Origin of the sequence: Absiella sp. AM29-15 (genome assembly GCF_003434225.1) — a bacterium.
GTDB lineage: Bacteria > Bacillota_I > Bacilli_A > Erysipelotrichales > Erysipelotrichaceae > Hoskinsella > Hoskinsella hominis.
On record NZ_QVFL01000020.1, the window covers coordinates 1 to 21,665 of the forward strand.

Annotated in this window: 18 protein-coding genes; 17 read left to right on the plus strand and 1 reads right to left on the minus strand. The window is 36.1% G+C overall.

Annotated features, from left to right (window positions below):
- The first annotated feature begins 1,573 nt into the window (after window positions 1–1,573).
- From DW761_RS17410 to DW761_RS17430, 5 genes are all read left to right on the plus strand, one after another.
- Entirely contained in the window at window positions 1,574–2,746 is a 1,173-nt protein-coding gene (locus tag DW761_RS17410; RefSeq protein WP_117518908.1) for an iron-containing alcohol dehydrogenase, read from the plus strand.
- A 287-nt stretch (window positions 2,747–3,033) separates the two neighbouring features.
- On the plus strand, window positions 3,034–3,498 hold the full coding sequence (gene lspA, locus DW761_RS17415) for a signal peptidase II (RefSeq protein WP_117452318.1): 465 nt from the start codon (window positions 3,034–3,036) through the stop codon (window positions 3,496–3,498).
- Window positions 3,495–4,412: an RluA family pseudouridine synthase gene (locus DW761_RS17420; RefSeq protein ID WP_117518909.1), complete on the plus strand. Its 918-nt coding sequence runs from the start codon at window positions 3,495–3,497 to the stop codon at window positions 4,410–4,412. The genes lspA and DW761_RS17420 overlap by 4 nt, the downstream gene beginning before the upstream one ends.
- Before the next feature lie 3 nt (window positions 4,413–4,415).
- Window positions 4,416–5,669 carry a rhomboid family intramembrane serine protease gene (locus DW761_RS17425; protein ID WP_117518910.1) on the plus strand — a complete coding sequence of 418 codons (1,254 nt, stop codon included), beginning with the start codon at window positions 4,416–4,418 and terminating at the stop codon, window positions 5,667–5,669.
- On the plus strand, window positions 5,666–6,148 hold the full coding sequence (locus DW761_RS17430; protein WP_117452312.1) for a deoxycytidylate deaminase: 483 nt from the start codon (window positions 5,666–5,668) through the stop codon (window positions 6,146–6,148). The genes DW761_RS17425 and DW761_RS17430 overlap by 4 nt, the downstream gene beginning before the upstream one ends.
- A gap of 70 nt (window positions 6,149–6,218) precedes the next feature.
- Here DW761_RS17430 and rnhC read toward each other — a convergent pair whose 3' ends face one another.
- Entirely contained in the window at window positions 6,219–7,106 is an 888-nt protein-coding gene (gene rnhC / locus DW761_RS17435) for a ribonuclease HIII (protein ID WP_117518911.1), read from the minus strand.
- Window positions 7,107–7,210: 104 nt separating this feature from the next.
- On the opposite strand from rnhC, the gene DW761_RS17440 reads away from it, so the two are divergent.
- The 12 genes from DW761_RS17440 to DW761_RS17495 all read left to right on the plus strand — a co-directional run bounded on the left by DW761_RS17440 (window position 7,211) and on the right by DW761_RS17495 (window position 21,658).
- On the plus strand, window positions 7,211–7,891 hold the full coding sequence (locus DW761_RS17440) for a CvpA family protein (RefSeq protein ID WP_117518912.1): 681 nt from the start codon (window positions 7,211–7,213) through the stop codon (window positions 7,889–7,891).
- Window positions 7,891–10,209, plus strand: coding sequence for an endonuclease MutS2 (locus tag DW761_RS17445; RefSeq protein ID WP_117518913.1), 2,319 nt, complete (start codon window positions 7,891–7,893; stop codon window positions 10,207–10,209). Before DW761_RS17440 ends, DW761_RS17445 begins: the two co-directional genes overlap by 1 nt.
- Before the next feature lie 10 nt (window positions 10,210–10,219).
- Entirely contained in the window at window positions 10,220–11,998 is a 1,779-nt protein-coding gene (gene uvrC / locus DW761_RS17450) for an excinuclease ABC subunit UvrC (protein WP_117518914.1), read from the plus strand.
- Between the two features lie 51 nt (window positions 11,999–12,049).
- Complete coding sequence (locus DW761_RS17455; protein ID WP_117452302.1) at window positions 12,050–12,241, plus strand: helix-turn-helix domain-containing protein; 192 nt, start codon at window positions 12,050–12,052, stop codon at window positions 12,239–12,241.
- A gap of 90 nt (window positions 12,242–12,331) precedes the next feature.
- Entirely contained in the window at window positions 12,332–12,760 is a 429-nt protein-coding gene (locus DW761_RS17460; RefSeq protein WP_117452301.1) for a hypothetical protein, read from the plus strand.
- Between the two features lie 94 nt (window positions 12,761–12,854).
- Window positions 12,855–13,886 carry a M15 family metallopeptidase gene (locus DW761_RS17465; protein ID WP_317286400.1) on the plus strand — a complete coding sequence of 344 codons (1,032 nt, stop codon included), beginning with the start codon at window positions 12,855–12,857 and terminating at the stop codon, window positions 13,884–13,886.
- A 75-nt stretch (window positions 13,887–13,961) separates the two neighbouring features.
- Window positions 13,962–14,930, plus strand: coding sequence for a GerMN domain-containing protein (locus tag DW761_RS17470; protein WP_117518916.1), 969 nt, complete (start codon window positions 13,962–13,964; stop codon window positions 14,928–14,930).
- A 57-nt stretch (window positions 14,931–14,987) separates the two neighbouring features.
- On the plus strand, window positions 14,988–15,476 hold the full coding sequence (locus DW761_RS17475) for a metallophosphoesterase family protein (RefSeq protein WP_117452295.1): 489 nt from the start codon (window positions 14,988–14,990) through the stop codon (window positions 15,474–15,476).
- Window positions 15,477–15,589: 113 nt separating this feature from the next.
- Complete coding sequence (locus tag DW761_RS17480) at window positions 15,590–16,780, plus strand: coenzyme F420-0:L-glutamate ligase (protein WP_117518917.1); 1,191 nt, start codon at window positions 15,590–15,592, stop codon at window positions 16,778–16,780.
- A gap of 209 nt (window positions 16,781–16,989) precedes the next feature.
- Window positions 16,990–18,006: a hypothetical protein gene (locus DW761_RS17485; RefSeq protein ID WP_117518918.1), complete on the plus strand. Its 1,017-nt coding sequence runs from the start codon at window positions 16,990–16,992 to the stop codon at window positions 18,004–18,006.
- 120 nt (window positions 18,007–18,126) lie between these two features.
- A complete protein-coding gene (locus DW761_RS17490) occupies window positions 18,127–19,137 on the plus strand; it encodes a hypothetical protein (protein ID WP_117518919.1) in 1,011 nt (336 codons plus the stop codon).
- A gap of 319 nt (window positions 19,138–19,456) precedes the next feature.
- Window positions 19,457–21,658 (plus strand): GGDEF domain-containing protein, encoded by a 2,202-nt coding sequence (locus tag DW761_RS17495; protein ID WP_117518920.1) that lies wholly within the window; start codon window positions 19,457–19,459, stop codon window positions 21,656–21,658.
- The last annotated feature ends 7 nt before the right edge of the window (window positions 21,659–21,665 follow it).

Genomic DNA, 21,665 nt, shown 5'->3' on the forward strand with positions numbered 1-21,665 from the left:
TTCTTTTTGTACTTCAGCTTACATTCATATAATCTGCATACTTCTCTTAAGATAGCGGGAAGTGTCTTGATCAACGTGATACAAATGCTGGTCAAACAGACTATGAAGAAATGATTCACCATAAAAACCCTAAAGATAAAGTACATACGCTCTCTTCAAAGAAAACATTTCAGTAATCCTCCTACAAGTATATATACGTAAAAAAAAGTAAAAATCCTAAAAAACTTTTGGAAAAAAGTAAAATAACCTATAAATAATATAAAAATTTTTATCATGTATAAGATTTAACTACATTTTTTGAAAATATTCCATAAAGCAATTATTGATGATGTTGTTGAATTTCATGTTCAAAAGAAAAGCTTGATCGTATAAAAATTAAAATAAATGATTAGAATATATGACAGAGTGTATAGAAACTAAAAAAAGTTATAAATACCTATTGTAAACCATAAAAAAGCTGATATAATAGACATGTATCAGTAATGCATACGCAAACAAAGAAAACATGAGAAAAGGAGAAGCAGGCGCGCTTCTCCTTTTCAATTTCGTAGTTGGACTGAATCAATGAGAGTTCTTTATGTACAAAAGGAGCTCACCATTCTTCCCAAAAACTAATTACTTCTTTTTCTTCTTTTTGTACTTCAGCTTACATTCATATAATCTGCATACTTCTCTTAAGATAGCAGGAAGTGTCTTGATCAACGTGATACAAATGCTGGTCAAACAGACTATGAAGAAATGATTCACCATAAAAACCCCAAAGATAAAGTACATACGCTCTCTTCAAAGAAAACATTTCAGTAATCCTCCTACAAGTATATATACGTAAAAAAAAGTGAAAATCCTAAAAAACTTTTGGAAAAAAGTAAAATAACCTATAAATAATATAAAAAATTTATCATGTATAAGATTTAACTACATTTTTTGAAAATATTCCATAAAGCAATTATTGATGATGTTGTTGAATTTCATGTTCAAAAGAAAAGCTTGATCGTATAAAAATTAAAATAAATGATTAGAATATATGACAGAGTGTATAGAAACTAAAAAAAGTTATAAATACCTATTGTAAACCATAAAAAAGCTGATATAATAGACATGTATCAGTAATGCATACGCAAACAAAGAAAACATGAGAAAAGGAGAAGGCTCACCATTCTTCCCAAAAACTAATTACTTCTTTTTCTTTTTGTACTTCAGCTTACATTCATATAATCTGCATACTTCTCTTAAGATAGCGGGAAGTGTCTTGATCAACGTGATACAAATGCTGGTCAAACAGACTATGAAGAAATGATTCACCATAAAAACCCTAAAGATAAAGTACATACGCTCTCTTCAAAGAAAACATTTCAGTAATCCTCCTACAAGTATATATACGTAAAAAAAAGTAAAAATCCTAAAAAACTTTTGAAAAAAGCAAAATAACCTATAAATAATATTGGCTTGTGTAAGATTTAAATACATTTCTGAAAAAATGTATGGAAAAGTGAATGAAATTTTCTGCTGAAAATATCATAGGGAGTGAATATCTGTCGGGACTCTGATATCATAAAGAAAAGGAGATGTGTTTATGAATCAATTTGTATATTATGCACCGACAAAGGTGTATTTTGGAAAAGGACAGGAAAACCATGTCGCAGAATATATTAAACAGTATGGTGGAACGAAAGTGTTGCTGCATTATGGTGGACATAGTGCTGAAAGAAGTGGTCTTTTGGACCGTATCAAAAATCTATTAGAAGAAGCTGGATTAGCTTATGTATGTCTAGGTGGTGTTGTCGCAAATCCAGTATTATCTAAAGTCGAAGAAGGCATTGCTTTATGTAAAAAAGGTGGTGTTGACTTTATTCTGGCAATCGGTGGAGGAAGTGTGATTGACAGCGCAAAGGCAATTGGCTATGGTGTTGTAAATGAAGGAAATCTTTGGGATTATTATGAGAAAAAACGTACAGTTACAGGCTGTCTTCCAATCGGATGTGTGCTAACAATTGCGGCTGCTGGCAGTGAGATGAGTAACTCCAGTGTCATAACCAATGAAAATGGTCAGTTGAAGCGGGGACTGACAAATGATTATGGAAGATGTCGTTTTGCGATTATGAATCCGGAATTAACATATACGTTGCCTCCATATCAAAGTATGAGTGGTGCGGTTGATATTATGATGCATACGTTAGAGCGCTTTTTTGTCAGTGAAGAACCGATGGAAATCTATGATCATTTTGCGCTTGGTGTATTGAAGACAGTAGTTCATCATGCGCCAATTGTTTTGAAAGAGCCGATGAATTATGAAAGTCGCTCAGAGCTTATGTGGGCAAGCAGCTGTTCACACAATGGTATGAGTGGACCAAGAGAAATCGGCGATTGGGCATGTCATCAGCTGGAACATGAATTATCAGGAAAATATGGTGTTGCACATGGTGCTGGATTAAGTGCTGTGTGGGGCAGCTGGGCAAGATATGTATATGAAGCAGATGTAAAACGGTTTGCGAAACTTGCCAGAGAACTTTTCGATATGAAAGAAGAAGACGACCATGTTTGCGCATTAAAAGGAATCGAGGCAATGGAAGCATTTTTTACATCAATTCAAATGCCGATTTCTTTACATGAATTAGGGCTTGAAGTCAGTGATGAGGATATCAGAGAACTGGCGCATAAGTGCAGCTTCTTTGGAAAACGAACAATTGGATGTGTAAAGAAATTAGATGAAAAAGATATGCGAAATATATATAAAAACGCAAAATGAAAATAATTTTCAGAAAATAAATCAAAATATTTGTAAAATATCTTGAAAATGTTTGAAACGAGTGATATACTTTAATCAGATTTTGAAATAAATCTATTCTATACATTTTATAAAAGGAAGAGTTCGTGTGAACGTAGTGTTCGTTCAACCTCCTTATTTATAAACTTTCCTAATTATCTCGTTTCTTTCATAAAATGTACATTAAAATCGCCAAGTGCGATTTTTTTTGGTATAATAATGAGGGTTTTCAAATTTTGAAAAGAAAACAAGATAGAAAGGTGTTTTGTATGAAAATAAAACATGGAATATTGTTTGTCGTATTATTGATGATAGATCAGATTACAAAGTGGATCGTTGATACGAATATGCAGCTTCAGCAGTCAATGGATGTGATTCCCGGTTTTTTTAGAATTACGTATTTACAAAATACAGGTGCAGCATGGAGTATGCTGGAAGGTAAAATGTGGTTTTTCTATATCATTACCATCATTGCGCTTGCGGTTATGGTGTATTTCTATATCAAAAGTAAAAAAGGTGATATACTGTTTCAGACAGGAATCGTATGTATGATGGCAGGTACCGTCGGTAATTTAATTGATCGAGTTATGCTACAGCATGTGCGTGATTTCTTGGATTTTTTGATTTTGGGATATGATTTCCCAGTATTTAATGTTGCGGATATGGCACTGTGTTTTGGGGTATTCTTGATCATAGTGGATATACTGCTGGAAGAACGAGGTGTAAAGGCATGAAAGAAATAACCTATATTGTAAGTGAAGAAGAAGCTAAGACACGTTTAGATAAATATTTAGCAGCACAGGATGAAGCTTTATCAAGAAGCCGTATCCAATCCCTTGTCGACGAAGGGCAGGTATGTGTGAATGGGAATATACAAAAAGCAAATTATAAAGTAAAAGCCAATGATACCATTGTATTAAAAATGGAAGATGATCGAGAATTGGAAGTAGAACCGGAAAATATTCCTTTGGATATTCGTTATGAAGATGAGGATGTCATTGTGATCAATAAGCCAAAAGGTATGGTGGTGCATCCAGCGAATGGCAATCAGAATGGAACACTTGTCAATGCTTTATTGTATCATTGTAAAGATTTAAGTGGCATCAATGGCGTTTTACGTCCTGGCATTGTTCATCGTATTGATAAAGATACGACAGGATTGCTGATTGTCGCAAAAAATGATATGGCACATGCATCTTTATCCAAACAACTGCAGACAAAGAGTGTCAATCGTTTGTATTATGCACTTGTTCATGGTGTTATCCCACATGATTTTGGGACAATTGATGCACCGATTGGAAGAGATGTGAATGATCGTCAGAAGATGGCAGTAACAGCCAGTAATTCAAAGGATGCCAGAACCCATTTTAAAGTAATTGAGCGTTTTAAAGAATATACATTAGTAGAATGCCGTTTAGAAACTGGAAGAACACATCAGATACGTGTACATATGCAATATATTGGACATCCCGTCGTTGGTGATGAAAAATACAGCTATCGTAAAACCATGAAAACAGGTGGACAGCTGTTGCATGCACATCAATTGACGTTTGTACATCCAAAAACCAATGAAACCATCACAGTGGAAGCTCCTTTGCCAACGCAGTTTGAAGAGATTCTTGAAGAACTCAGGGCAAAGGAGGCGTAGCGTATGGATATTACGATTTATGATTTATATACCATGCAGCTGCTTCATTATTTGATTACGCAGTATGACTATACGATTGTAAAGGTTCAACAGCATAATGAAGATATATGGCTGATGAATGCCCGCTCTCAGGATTATCCGGTGCTTCGTATCTGTAACAAAGAAAATGCGTGTACACTTTCCGATACAGATTATATCCGAAATGTTCACCGTTTGATTTTAAATCTGATTCATCGTGAGGGTCCGGTAATGATTTTAAATGTGCATCCAGACAGTGCACCAATTGAAAATCCATTATTGACGCAGATTCGCATTACCAAAGATCAGGTGAGCAATCCATCCATTCTTAAAACGTTTCCAGGCATTGATCATATCATTCATGATGTAGAAAATGTACAAGATGAATATGCGAAATTAAGCAAAGAAATAGAAGAAGCTCAGCTGATTCAACAGAAAGAGTCTTTGGAAAAAGCCAAAAAAGCAGCCCGTCCAAAGGCAACGGTAATACTTATGGTCATTAGCGTTATCTGGATGGTGATAACCTATATCATGAGTATCTTGTGCAAAGATGCCTTAATGGGGGTGTTGGTGAGTGGAGGCTACTATAAATTGAATGTTGTCGCTGCACATGAATTCTATCGTTTATTTACAGCGGGTTTTGTTCATGGGGATGTTTTTCAGCTGATGGTCAATCTGTTTGTGCTATATAGCGTTGGCAAGGTATGTGAACGCATGTATCAAAAGAAACAATATGTATGGATCTTTTTGGTATCCATTGTCATTGGCAATATATTTGTTTATATATCAGCCGGCAACACGATCAGTTATGGCATGAGTGCTGGTATTGTCGGTCTGATTGCCGCTTATCTTACTGCCTTATTCAGTAATGGCAGCTGGCGGATTCCACTAGTTCGTTTTTCGATGATCAAGATTATTTGGTTTGGTCTGTTGATGTTAATCGTATCTGGGGTACCGATGATTGGATGTGTGGGCGGTGCTGTGTGTGGACTGTTTATGGGAATATTATTTTCTAGAGGCAGAAAATACATGTTTTTGAAAAATAACATTCGATTATCCGGGGCTTTTTTACTAGTGGCGCTAGCATTTATGATGAGCCAGGTATCTACGGTACAGCCGATTCATAAGGATGTAGATACACAATTAATTGAAGTTTATCGACATACACCGCTTGATGGGTATGCAAATTATTTACAGCGTTGTTTTGAAAAACAATATGCAAAGGAGGAGCTTTCATGAAACGTGAAGATGTATTGACTTGGGATGAGTATTTTATGGGACTGGCGCATTTAAGCGCAAAACGTAGTAAAGATCCCTCTACGCAGGTGGGGGCAGTGATCGTATCAAAAGATCATCGTGTTGTAGGAATAGGATATAATGGATTTCCAAATGGATGCAGTGATGATGAATTTCCATGGGATCGTGAAGGCGAATTCGCACAGACAAAGTATCCATTTGTTGTACATGCGGAATTAAATGCCATTTTAAACAGCAATTCTGATTTACGTGGATGCAGTATTTATGTATCTTTATTTCCATGTAACGAATGTGCGAAAGCGATTATTCAAAGCGGCATTTCCAGAATTGTCTATGAATCTGATAAATACGCAGATACAGATGGCACAAAAGCAAGTAAACGTATGTTGAAGGCAGCTGGTGTACAGCTGGAACAACTGCCATATCAAATGGAATTGTCTATTCATAAAAAAGACCAATAAAAAAGCGTAAAATTATACATACGCTTTTTTTCATCGAATTTTTAAATATTGCTTCGTAAGGTGTATCCTATTACCCCAAAGCTTTCTTAGTATTTGCAAAGTGAAGCTTTGCGACCTTATATAACTCATCTTTTCCAAAGCGTTTCACAAAATCACGGATATTTTGATCTACTTTATTACTTGCGCCTTTTAAGAAATGGAAATCATATTGTTTTTCCATCGCGTCAAAGGATAACAGAAAGGCATAGCGGGCAATGATGGATCCACTTGCGACTGCCAGATATTTGTTTTCTGCTTTTGTTTCAAAATGGATATCACGAATGACCTGTGGTTCTTCTTTCAGATAACGATAATAACTTTTTCCTTGTACGAATTGATCGATAATCACAAAATTCGGCCAGTTTTCTACTTTGTTTTTTAGATGTACAAAAGCCTGATTATGTAGCTTGCATTTAATCGCAACCATATTATCTGTATCATGAATACGGTTATATTTCGCATTGTTTAATATTAATAAACTGTGTGGCAGGCGTTCCATCAGCTTTGGCCCCAGCTCACGTATTTTGGTATCGTCCACGGCTTTAGAATCTTGAATGCCTAGTTCTCGAAGCCATGCGACATCTTCTTTGGATACATAGCTTGCGCAAACAACAACTGGTCCAAAGTAATCTCCGGTACCAACTTCATCACTTCCACATTGGGGATACAGCTGCTCACGAAAACTGCCTTTTTCTTTTGTGGTTTTTTTCTTTTCAATGATGGCATAACTGTCCGCATGATAATCGGCGCCATCTCCTTGAAAAACAACTTTTCCTGATTCATAAGCAGTAATGACACAATCACTTAATTTGATCTGATAGATTGCATAGGGAGGTGTTTTACGCTCCTGTGCCATAGGATAGCGGGCTTTTAAATCCATGATTTCTTTTTTTGATAAAACGACTGTTTTTGTACTCATAAAATACCTCCTCGTGCTTGTTATTTTATCATAAAAACAGGCATCCCGCATATATTTCGTATAGAAAATGTGGTAGAATAAGAAAGCAAAAGTAGGTGTTAGATATGAATATTGAACAAAATACATGGTTGATGATCGATCTTGTTGTGGTCATAGTTTTCGCATTATTGTTATTTAGCGGATATAAACAGGGGTTTTTGATGAAACTCATCAGTATTGTAGGATTTGTGGTTGTTGGCATTTTTTCATGGTGGATATCCGCACCGATTTCTCGTATGCTGTCTTTATATCCAAAGAGTCAGCTGCCCATAGAAAATGATTTGATCAGCTCATTTATATATGATAATATCAATCGGTTATTCATCTTTGTGGTGTTATTTGTGATTTTAAATATCGTGATTTTATTTTTAAAGCCACTAATAAAAGCCATCTCTGATATCCCCGTGGTATCCGCAATCAATAAGGTAGCAGGTTTGTGTCTGGGTGCGATACAGGCAGTTGTTTTGATGTTTGTGGCAACATTGATTTTACGACTTCCTTTCATATCCCAAGGCAATACATATGTAGAAGGCAGTCTTTTAAAATATAGTGAACCAATGATGAATACCCTGATGTTTTATGCGAAAGAACCACTGCAGCAGATATCCGCTGTATTCGATTTGATCAATGAAAAAGAAACATTAACGAAACAGGAAGTTGAAAATATTCATGACTGGCTTGTTTCACAGAATTTAAAGGAGGAACAGGTAAACGCAATCATGGCGAGCCTGAATAGTGAAAGATGATGAAAGATAAACAGGAAGCATTACAATTAGACGAGGTAAAAGAACAGTTTGTACATCACTGTTCCTTTTCCCTTGGTAAACAAAAAATAAGAGAAGCATATCCCAATTATGATTTATTGTGGATCAATCGTGAATTAAGAAGAGCGAAGGAAGCGTACGATTTAGTCGTACGTTATGGAAATATGCCTTTTGGCGGTATACATGATGTATCCTTGAGTGTAGAGGATGCGATGAAGGGAATCACGATTCGACCTCAGGAGCTGCGTCAGATAGCAGAAGGAATTCGTGCATCCGAGAGTATGCGTAAATATATGAAAAGCAGTGAAATTGAAACACCATACATACAGGAGCTGGTAGATTCTTTAAGTGATCATATGAAATGTGCAAGCAAGATTGAAGCATGTATCAATGTAAATTATGAAATCTATGATAATGCCAGCAGTGAACTAAAACATATCCGAAAAGCGATGCATACATGTACACAGGAAATATCCGTTAGTGTCCAGCAGTTTATCTCACGCAATGCAAATAAGTTAATGGATACAATTACGACCATGCGTAATGGGCGTACATGTGTGTTAGTGAAAATCAGTGAAAAAAACAGTGTAGAGGGTATGCTGCATGGGGAAAGTGCCAGTGGACAGACCGCATATATTGAACCACGTTCTTTGGTAAATCTGAATAATAAACTACAGAGTCTGATCAGTAAAGAAAAAGAAGAGATTGAAAAGATTTTGGCAATGTTAAGCGCTGAAGTGGCATTGATTGGTCATGAATTGTTAGGCAATCTAGATACATATGGTCTGTTAGACAGTATCTTTGCGAAGGGACAGTGGTGTAAACAGTTTGATGGATGTATCGCAAGTATTGAAGAAAAAACAGAGCGATTATATCTTAAATCTGCACGTCATCCCTTGATTGATCCACATCATGTTGTTGCGAATACATATGAAATCACACCACCTTATCACAGTCTGTTGATTACTGGAAGTAATACGGGTGGGAAAACGGTAACTTTAAAAACGATCGGTTTGTTTGCGGCCATGAGTATGGCAGGTTTTCCAGTCGCTGCCCAGGAAGCGATATTTCCAATGTTTGATGGTATCTTTGTGGATATTGGAGATGATCAATCTATTCAAGAATCTTTATCCACGTTCTCTTCCCATATTTCTAAAATGGCATATATCGTTGATCATGCAGGACCAAAATCACTTGTATTATTAGATGAATTAGGCAGTGGGACAGATCCAAAAGAGGGAGAACCACTGGCAGTTGCGATATTAGATGATTTACGTCAGAAACATGCGATGGTCATTGCGACAACACATTATTCCGCACTTAAAACATATGGCGCAGATCATGAGGATGTATTATTGTCCAGTGTGGAATTTGATATGGAGCATCTTCGTCCAACGTATCATTACATTCAGGGAATCTCTGGAACATCCAATGCTTTTGAAATCGCAAAACGTTATGGCTTAAAAGATGCCATCCTGCAAGAAGCACGCAAACGCAAGGAAGCGTCTAAGACTAGAGGGGAAGAAGCGATGGAACAGCTGGAAGCTTCTTTGATGGAAAATCACGAATTAAAACAGCAGCTGGAAGAAAAACTGGAAGATGTACGAAAGCTTCAAAAACAGCTGCAGGATGAAAAAACAAAACTGCAGAATGAAAAACAGAAAATTTTAGATGAAATCAAGGAAAAGGCAGAAAGCCGTCTTGAAGAACGTTTAAAAGAAGCAGATGATATCATTGATCTGTTGAAGGAAATGAAAACAGACGCAAAACCACATGAAATCAATGAATTAAAAGGCGCATTACGTTCACTTGATGAAGAGGAAGAAGAAGTCATTGAAAAGAAGGAAGAAACATTCGCAATCGGTGATTATGTGAAAATTGATAAACTGAATTACTATGGAGATATCATCTCCATCAATAAAGAAAAAGTATGTGTCATGACCAATGGAATGAAAATGAATACGACCATACATGATATATCCAAGGCAGTAAAACAGGTAGAGAAGAAAAAGAAAAGTAAAGGCTACAGTAAAAGTGGTGTGAAATCTTTTTCCATGGAAGTCAATGTTATCGGTATGCGTGTTGCGGAAGCAATTCCCATTATTGATAAATATTTGGATAATGCATGCCTTGCGAAAGTTTATCGTGTACGTATCATTCATGGCATGGGGACTGGGAAACTACGTGCCGGCGTACATGATTATCTAAAACATAATGCAAGAGTGGAAAGCTTTGTCATGGGTGGACAAGGTGAAGGCGGCCTTGGCGCAACCGTTGTGACCTTAAAGCAGAAGAAGTAGGTGATCACATATGGCCAATATGGCAAAAATACAGGATAAACTGGCAATTCTGCCAGCACTTCCCGGCTGTTATCTGATGAAAAATAAAGATGGAGATATCATCTATGTCGGAAAAGCCAAAAAACTAAAGAATCGTGTGCGTCAGTATTTTGTGGGCGCACATGATTTTAAGACAACTCGTCTGGTTTCTAATATTGATGATTTTGAATATATCGTTACAGGCAGTGAAAAAGAAGCGCTTTTATTGGAAATCAATCTGATTAAAAAGCATACACCTCCCTATAACATCATGTTTATGGATGATAAGACCTATCCCTATCTGAAGCTCACAAAAGAAAAAGCACCGGTGCTTAAGGTGGTACGCAATACCAAAGATAAAAAGGCAGAATACTTTGGACCATTTCCTGATTCTGGGGCAGCTTGGGAAACAGTAAAGCTGTTAAACCAGCTGTATCCTTTACGCAAATGCAAACGTCTGCCAAAAAAAGAATGTCTGTATTTTCATATGGGACAATGCCTTGCGCCCTGTGTAAATGAGATTGATCCCAAAACATATCAGGATATGGCCGCAAATATTCGTAAGTTTTTAAAAGGTGATGTAAGGGATATTTTAGATACGTTACAGAAAGAAATGGAGGAAGCAAGCGAAAACCTGTTGTTTGAGAAAGCACAGGAGAAACTTGATTTGATCCATGCGATTCATCATGTCACAGCCAAACAACAGATTGACTTTAAAGATCGTAAGGACAGGGATGTATTTGGCTATTATGTAGACAAGGGCTATATCTCGATTCAAGGCTTCTTTGTACGTGGTGGAAAGCTGTTAGAGCGTACCTTGTCCATTGAACCATTATATGAACGGGAAGAGGATGCTTTTGTGTCCTTTGTTGCCCAGTATTATAGCGCAAATCCATTGCCACAGGAGATTTTAATACCAAAAGAATATGATATTACCCAGCTGGAGGAAATCCTGGATACTAAGATTTTACAGCCGGTACGCGGGGATAAATTAAAACTGGTAGAAATGGTACTAGCCAATGCGAAAAATGCCCATGAACAAAAATTTGAACTGGTAGAACGTAAAGAAAGTCGTAAAGAAGAAGCGATGGCACAATTATCCAACCTTCTACAAAAAGAAATCCACCGTATCGAAATCTTCGATAACTCTCACATATCCGGTTCTTTTAATGTCAGCGGCATGGTTGTATTTGTGGATGGGGAAGCCAGCAAGAAAGATTATCGATTATATAAACTAGGAGAATATGTATCCGATCTGGATTCCATGAAAGAAGTCGTTTACCGACGGTATTTCCGCTTATTGAAGGAACGTGGAAGATTTCCTGATTTATTGATTGTGGATGGTGGCTATTTACAGATTGAAGCCGCAAAAGAAATTCTGGATGCATTAGATATCCCATTGACCTTGTGTGGCTTGGTAAAGGATGATAACCATCGTACAAGCAATCTAATGGATCGCAATGGAAAAATCATTCCAGTGCCACGAGATTCCTCTTTATTTTTCTTGTTGACACAGATGCAGGATGAAGTGCACCGTTTTGCGATCAGTTATCATCGTCGTGTCCGTAATAAAGCCATGACCAAGTCCATTTTAGATGAAGTGGAGGGAATTGGAGAAGTACGCAAAAAAGAGATCTGGAAACATTTCAAATCTTTAAAACGTCTGAAAGAGGCCAGTGTTGAGGAAATCGCCCAGGTGATTCCTGAAAAGACAGCCATAACCTTATATAATGTTCTACATAACACAGACCAAAATGGAAATGAAGCATAACATAAAGATAGGTAGGATATTGTATAGGGGGTAAATACTACGCAGAAAATATTGACGAAACGCGAGAAAGAAGTCTTCGATCTTCTGATTGACAATTATAGTACCGCCGAAATCGCAGAGAAAATGCATATCTCTGATAAAACGGTGCGAAACCATATATCCAACGTGATGTTAAAGCTTGGAGTTAAGGGCAGAGCACAGGCAGTCGTGGAATTGATCAAGCTCGATGAACTGAAATTATAGACAAAAAAGCTTCTGAAAGAAATTTTCAGAAGTTTTTTTAGGATTTTTGTACCTTTTTTACGTATATAAATAAGTAGGAGGTAATTGTCTATGAAAAAGAACTTAGAAGTGACGTATGTATTAAAAACGACACCGGCGCAGTTTCGTTATCTGAAAACCGAAATGAACAAAACCATGCAGATGTATGAAACCATTTGTAAAGAACAATGCCGATGTCAAAAGCAGTATGAATTATCACAGCGCATCAAAGGCTACGCAAAGGCGTATCTGCCAAAGATGAGTCCACAGGAAATGAAGCATATGGAAGATTGTATCAGGACTCATTCTGCCTATGGATTAAAACATGTGATCGGTTCTGGCTTTATCTGGAGAGGCATCCATTTGTTTCAGATGCTGATGATACCACATACATGGATGAAAGAACCCATCATATTTCATGCGCCGATATTAAACAGCCATTTATATGAAAAAAATGATCAGCTGTACCTGCATATCTGTTTTGGACGTATACATACATGAAAGAGCCTGCTCTTTCTATTATAGATTCTTACGAATTTTGTACTATTGACTTTTTATTCCTACTTTATGGTATAATGACTAATGCGAGGTGTTTATGATGAAAATCAAACGAATGTTGTTTATCATAGTTTTGATTGCTTTATTTGGTGGTTGTTTTTATGCGATGAACCAGCACTATGATGAACTAGCAAGATACCCTTATGAACTTACACAAAAACAACGTGACATCGTCTTAGAGCATCTGGATACAGAACAAATCAATTATCTAGTTGCTCAAAAGATAGAACCGGATGAGTTTCTTCCTTTTATTGAAGAAGAAGGGTTTACATTAGAAAATACACTATGGTATACCAAAGCTATGAGTACCAGAAAAGAAGAAAAGTCATATATCGTAAACTTCATCAATAAGTATAAAGAACATATGGAATATGGCGAATTACAAAACCTTTTGACATATTATTCTTATAATGTTTTAACACGTTTTTATGATGAAGGATATACCTATGGAGAACATGCAAAGCTTATCGCAAATCCAAGTAGTATGTATACGATTTTAAATACATCCAAAACGATATATACATATGAACCAAAAAACTTAGTGACAATTACCACCCTGCCACATGATTCTATCGTGGATAATGCTAATGATATCATGATTCAAAAAGAAGTCGTCAAACCTTTGGAAGAATTGATGAAGGCAGCAAAAGAAATCAATCGTAAAAACTATGGAGATATGGTCATTACAACCGGCTATTTATCTTATGAAGATCAAATATCACTGTATGAGAGCAAACAAAAAGAATTTCCAAAAGATTTTACGATGTATTGGGATCATCCTGGACAAAGCGAATACCAGCTTGGCTATACGATTACCCTGAAACCTAATGATAACAAAGGTGACAGTGAAGAAAAGAAAAAAGAAGAAGATCGTGAACAGGCCGTCTGGTTGAAAGAAAACGCATATAAATATGGTTTTGTGATACGATATCCAAAACATAAAGAAGATGTGACGAAAAAAGCGTATCAGCCATATACCCTTCGCTATGTTGGAAAACAGGCAGCAAAGCTTATGCATGATGAAGATAAAGCGATGGAAGAAATAGATTTCAGTGTATTTGAAAAATAGAATTACGTGCATTCGCAAAGGGTGCACGTTCTTTTTATGTATCAGCCTTCATAAACTTAAGACAGAGGTGAAGGTATGCAGCGCTTTAAAAAACAATTTGCATTCTTATTCGGGATGATTGCCATTGCGGCATATGCATCCATCCGTTTCTTTCCAACAGAAGAGGCAACAACACCTGTCATTCAAAGTGAAACAACAGGTAATCACATGCAGATTTATATGATGGATCATGATAAAACCCTGATTCCTATCAGTATTCCTGTGGATGAGGAAATGAGTGAAGAGGATCAGGTCAATATCATGCTTGGCTATATGAGTGGGAAACAAAGCCTGAAAGGTTTTTCTCCATTATTCACGAAAGAAGTGCATATGGACAGCTTTCAAATCAATAATGGGATCATCGCAGTAGACTTTGATGACAGTTTAAAAAATTATACAAAAGAAAATGAATTACGTATATTAGAATCCTTGACATGGGGATTAACGCAGTTTCATGATGTAGAACGTGTCAAGTTAATGATGAATGGGGAAACATTAACAGCAATGCCAAATGGCTCTACACCGATTCCAGAGATATTAAATCGCAGCATTGGCATCAATCATTTTGAAACATCCACGTCTGCTTTGCATACAAGTGATGAAATGACAGTCTATTATACCAAGAAGGTACAGGGAAATACCTATATGGTACCAAAAAGCAAACGTTATCCATCCACACGCTCTTCTTTAGAATCCAAAGTCAATGAAATCATAGAAGATGTATCAGTATCCAGTACCCTGACACAGCCAATGGTAAAAGACAGTATCAAAATGGAGTCCATGAGCTTTGAGAAAGGAACATTAAAGGTATCTTTGGATGAACATATCTTAGGCGCAGATAAAACCGTAAAGCAGGATGTTTACGACTCACTCACCTTATCTTTATTAAGCCTTCCAAGTGTAGAACATGTACAGGTGCTGGTTGATGATGTGGTCGTTTCTTTACAAGATGAAGCAAAAACAGTTTCCCTGCAAGATATTTCATATAATGAAGTAATGTTTTGAAATAATTATTTATTCTTTCATGGATTTTTGGTATACTTACTACAGTAGGTGATCAAAATGAAAATTATACTTGTTAGTGACAGTCATGGAAAAGATGAAGCGTTAGATAAGGTATTAGAAACATATCCAGATGCGGATGCATTCGTTCATTGCGGGGATATAGAAACATATCCAGAATGCTATCCACAATTTATCACAGTACGTGGAAATAATGATATCTATTACGATTATCCAGAGGAACAAACATTGCATATCGCAGGACATGGAATCTATATCACCCATTCTCATCATTTTATGTATACACACAGATTGGAACAGATGGCAGAAAAAGCAAAAAGCTTAGATTGTGATATCGTGTTTTACGGGCATACACATATTGCCGCAGATGATGAGGTAAATGGTGTACGACTCATCAATCCGGGTTCATTATGGAGAAGTCGTGATGGCCGTGGACCATCTTATGCTATTGTGGATTTAGATTCCTATCATGTGGATGTGGAATTTGTATTTATGCCAAAACCGAAAAGCCGTTTTGGATTTTTCTGAAAAATGTAAAAAAGTCATGTTTGTTTCATGACTTTTTTCTTTTCTTTTTCCATAAATTACGCTATAATAAGTCTGCGTGTAAACGTTTTATTTAAGAAAGGTGTTTGAAAAACATGGAAAGAAAAGTTGGAACAATTTCTCGTGGGGTACGCTGCCCGATCATTCGAGAAGGTGATGATTTAGCTTCTATCGTCGTTGACAGTGTATTGGAAGCCGCTGAATCAGAAGGATTTGAAATGCGTGATAAAGATGTAGTTGCGATTACAGAATCTATCGTTGCCCGTAGCCAGGGAAATTATGCCAGTGTGGATGCAATCGCAGAAGATGTGAAAGCTAAGCTGGGTGGAGAAACCATTGGTGTGATTTTTCCAATCTTGAGTAGAAACCGTTTTGCAATTTGTTTAAGAGGAATTGCTAAGGGAGCAAAGAAAATTGTATTGATGTTGAGCTATCCTAGTGATGAGGTAGGAAATCATCTAATCAGTGTAGATGCATTAGATGAAGCAGGTGTCAATCCATATAGTGATGTATTATCACTTGAAAAATATCGTGAACTGTTTGGAGAAAACAAACATGAATTCACTGGTGTCGATTACGTGGAATATTATCAGAATCTGATCAAAGAAGAAGGCTGTGATGTAGAGGTAATCTTTGCGAACAGCGCAAAAACGATCTTAAATTATACAAAGAACGTATTGACTTGTGATATTCATACAAGAGCTAGAACAAAACGTATCCTAAAAGAAAATGGTGCAGAAAGAGTATGTGGTCTGGATGATATCCTGACAACTTCTATCAATGGCAATGGCTATAACAGTGCATATGGTCTGTTAGGTTCTAATAAATCTACAGAAGATACTGTAAAACTGTTCCCAAGAGAATGCCGTGATTTAGTATTTGATATCCAGAAAAAATTAAAAGAACGTTGTGGCAAAGATGTAGAAGTCATGGTGTATGGTGATGGTGCGTTTAAAGATCCTGTTGGAAAGATCTGGGAACTTGCTGATCCATGCGTATCACCTGCTTATACAGATGGTTTAGAAGGAACACCAAATGAATTGAAACTGAAATATCTTGCAGACAATGATTTCAAAGATTTAAGTGGTGAAGAACTACAGAATGCCATTGAAGCAAAAATCAAAGAAAAAGATGGCAATCTGAAAGGGGATATGGCATCTCAGGGTACAACACCAAGAAGATTGACTGACCTGATTGGTTCTTTATGTGACTTAACAAGTGGTTCAGGTGATAAAGGTACACCAATCGTACTTGTTCAGGGTTACTTTGACAATTTCACAAACTAAGAACTGGAAGAAGGACAAATCGTCCTTCTTTTTTAATGGAAAGAAGAATAAGTATTGAGGTGTTAAACTGCTTCTCATGTTTCAAATGATGGATTATTTTAGGCTTTTCAATCATAAAGGTTCTTGGATAATATGATAAAAATCGGTATAATAGGTATTGAATAAATACTGTATAATATTTACAAGGAAAAAAGGGGAATTTTACACATATGGAAAAGATTAAAGAGTATATCACAAAGAACAAGAGAATTGTTATACCTGTAGTAATCATCATTATTTTATTATTGATTGGCGGTATCTATTTTGCTTTGCAATCAATTAATGGCAACAGTGATCCAAAAATAGAATCAACTAAACAAGAAACGAATAAAAGCAAGGAAAAAGAAACTACAAAAGACCTAGACACTTACGTAAAAGGTATAACAGACTGGACAATCGAAGTGGGTGCCAAGAACGTAGACTTCCTTAAGGATTTCACATTTGACAAGAAGGTCATAAAAGACGTTACTGTTGATGCCAGTAAGGTTGACCTCACAAAAGAGGGAAAATATGATCTTATATACAATATCATTCCTATTGACACCACAATCGACAAAAAGACTGTAACAAAGACAGTCGAAGTAATTTCTAAAGAAAAAGCCCAGAAAGAAGCAGATAAAGGAAATCAAGTCATTACTTCTAATAATGAAATTAAGAAGAACTCCAAAGAAGATGGTACCGACTCAAAGAAGGAAGTATCTTCTAATCAGAATAATTCCAATACTGCAAATACTTCCGACTCACATAATACTGATAAAAATAGTACTAGTAATAACAACAATGGAGGTTCTAAGCCGAATACGGATAACAATTCTGGAAACTCCAGCTCTAATAATAGTAAACCTGTCAAACCGACTAAGCCTGCACCAGAACCTCCTGTTCATCAGCATAACTTCAGCATCTTCGTACCAGAAAAAAGTCATATCGAATATGGCGAAGAAACATATGAGGAACAAGTTCCAAAATATATTAAAATTTATTGGTACGAATGCAATGTCTGCCATGAACATTTTGATGATGAAACAAAAGTTGCAACACATTGCGAAGATGTTTGTGGTTGTGGCTACGCATTTAAGAAAGACACCGTTCAAGACGGTTACGACACTGTTACAAAAACACGTCCGACATCTACCAAAGTCGTTGACGACCCAGCTCACTACGAATGCAGTTGTGGCGCACGTAAGTAAATACCATATTGTTGTTCATACACATTATAACGAATTTACTATTTTAAAAGAGTTTTACCTATGAATGTATAAACTAGATGATAAAGAAAAAGGTATTAAGAAAAGGGGAATTTTGCACATATGGAAAAGATTAAAGAGTATATTACAAAGAACAAGAAAATTGTTATACCTGTAGTAATCATCATTATTTTATTATTGATTGGTGGTATCTATTTTGCTGTGCAATCAAATAGTGACCACAATGATCCAAAAATAGAATCAACTAAACAAGAAGCGAATAAAAGCAAGGGAAAAGAAACTACAAAAGATCTAGACACTTACGTAAAAGGTATCAAAGATTGGACAATCGAAGTGGGTGCCAAGAATATAAACTTCCTTAAGGATTTCACATTTGACAAGAAGGTCATAAAAGACGTTACTGTTGATGCCAGTAAGGTTGACCTCACAAAAGAGGGGAAATATGATCTTACATATAATATCATTCCTATTGACACCACAATCGACAAAAAGACTGTAATAAAGACAGTCGAAGTAATTTCTAAAGAAAAAGCACAGAAAGAAGCAGATAAAGGAAATCAGGTCATTACTTCTGGTGATGAGATTAAGAAAAAATCTAAAGATAACGATGCCGACTCAAAGAAAGAAGTTGCTTCTAATAAGAACAATTCCAATACTTCCAACTCACAGAACACTAATGGAAATAGCGATAACAACAATAACAATGGAGGTTCTAAGCCGAATACGGATAACAATTCTGGAAACTCCAGCTCTAATAACAGTAAACCTAGCGAATCTACTAAACCTACAGAACCAGTAAAACCAGTTCATCAACATGATTTCAGCATTTATGTACCAGAAAAAAGTCATACAGAATATGTGACTGAAACATGTGAGGAACAAGTACCAATTTATGAGTATGTAGAATGGTTTGAATGTAACAATTGTCATGAACACTTTGATAATGCAACTGATGTAGCATATCATTGTTTAACCGTATGTGGTTGTAATTACACTCTGAAAGGTGATAACATCCTAACAGGTTACTCAACTGAAACCAAAACTCGCCAGAAAGCTATAAAAGTTGTTGACGACCCAGCTCATTATGAATGCAGTTGTGGCGCACGTAAATAACACCTTTGAGTACAGAAAAAGGTTTTATATGAGCATTAATAAAAAACTCCGCAATGAAGTTTTTTTGCGGCTACCAACTGCAAAAATTCTATCACGGAGGAATGACAAATGAATAAACAATATTCAGATGTCTTATATAGTTTGCCATACATGTTATGGGGTTGTAAATATAGGGCTTATGCACAACTTGCCATTGTGAAAAGCAGTTTTCGGTAAAATGATAGAATATCGTGAAAAAGATTATAAAAAAATTTTTTTTGAAAGCGGTTATATTATGGAAAATGGTGTATAATAGAAGAAGATATAAGGGGTCGAGGTCATGAAAGAGAAGAAAGTAATGTATCCTTACTTTATCGTGGCATTGCTTACGGTATTTATCATTGGAACAATGGCTTATTTTTATATGGACTATTTGAATGCACAAATTGGTGAAGAAACCATGATCAGTATGAATGAAGTTAGTCAGAAGAATGCTGCCACTATAGAAAATCGTATCAAAGATAATCTGCAAATGGTAGATTCTTTATCTGAAGTTGTCATTTATGAAGATCTTAATAAGCCACAAGAAATTGTTGAAAAGATGAAATACCTGGCTGAAAAAAATCATTTAAAGCGTATTGGTATTGCGGATGTAACGGGTGATTGCTATACCACGGATGATGAACATTTAAATATTTCCCAACGTGAATATTTTCAGAAAGCTTTAAAAGGTGAAAGCAATGTTTCGGAAGTAATTACAGATAAAATAGGTGCTGGAGATAAAATCAATGCATATGCAACACCAGTGATGCGTAATGGAGAAGTCAAGGCAGTTTTTTTCTATGTTAAAACAGTGGAAGATTTTTCACAGGATATTCTGATTACCAGCTTTGGTGGAGAAGGGCATTCTATTTTAAGTGATACAACAGGTAAAATTATTTTACGATGTGATGATTATGATGGTTTTGATGGAATTGATACAATGAAAGATTTGTGTTATTCAGGTAAAACGAAATATTTTGACGATGATAATGACAGTGGATTTATTAAGTTTATCGATGCGAAGGGAGAAGATTGTTACTTATCTTTTGAAGGTATTGATTATAATGGCTGGTTTGTATTGACAGTTGTACCGGCTTCTGTTGTGACCGCAAGAATTACTTCTTTTTCAAAAATTGCCTTCCTCACATGGTTTATCATCATTCTGGTTGCGGTAATATTCTTTGTGGTGTTCTATCATTTCCGTCGTCGTTCTCAGCGTCAGATGGAGGCAGCACTTTATAATGATCCATTGACTGGTCATGAGAATTTTAATAAATTTAAAACAGATGTATCGTTATTGTTGGAAACATCACCAAAACGTGATATCTTCAGTATCGTGGAATTTGATATATGTGAATTCAAGATGTTTAATAAAATCTATGGCTATGCTTTTGGGGATGATTTGTTAATTACAATCATGTATGCGGTCAATCTGCATTTACGCTTCGGAGAGCATGCGGCACGTATCAGTGAAGATCGATTTGTCGCATTGCTACAGGAACATGAGGAAGAAGAAATCACCAAGCGAATATCTAAGATTTATGCGGAAATACAAAATGACTATACAAGGCATCATCCTGGCAGCAAATTTGCCATGCAGTTTGGTGTTTATCAGATGCATATGTATGATTATGATTTGATGAAATGTCTGGATAAAGCCATTTATGCGAAAAACAATAAGAAAAATGACCCTAAAGCATTTATTTCATTCTATAGTGAAGAAATGTATCAGGATATCGTAAGAAAAAAACAAATCGAAAGTCGTATGCAAAGTGCGATGGATCATGGAGAATTCGTTGTATATTTCCAGCCAAAGGTAGATATTGAAACAAATAAAGTGGTTGCTGCGGAAGCTCTTGTGCGCTGGAAAGATCCTCAAAATGGATTGATTTCTCCGGGAGAATTTATACCGATTTTTGAAAAGAACGGATTTTTGGAAATTCTGGATATGTATGTCATTGATACGGTATTGACCTATATGTCCTCATGGCGAGGAAAATATGCGCCAATCAGTGTATCTGTCAATCTTTCTAAAACATATATTTTCCAGGAAGGATTTGCCCAGCGAATATATGACATGACACAAAAACATGGCATTGAAGCGAAATATCTGGAATTAGAGATTACAGAAAGTACGATGTTAGATAACAGTGAACGTCTGATAGCGTTAATTAAGGAATTAAAATCCTTTGGCTTTTTGATATCCATGGATGACTTTGGCAGTGGCTATTCTTCTTTGAATATGTTGAAGGAAATGCCAATCGATATCATCAAATTGGATCAGGTATTCTTACGCAGTAATGAACAGACAAGAGAAAAGAGTAAACTGATTGTTGAAGGTATTATGGATATGATCAATCTGTTAGGTATTGACAGTGTGGCAGAAGGTGTAGAAACAAAGGATCAGCTACAGCTGTTATATGATGTACATTGTCGTATTGCACAGGGATTTTATTTCTATAAACCAATGCCAATATCAGAATTTGAAAAATTATTGTAAAGGGAAA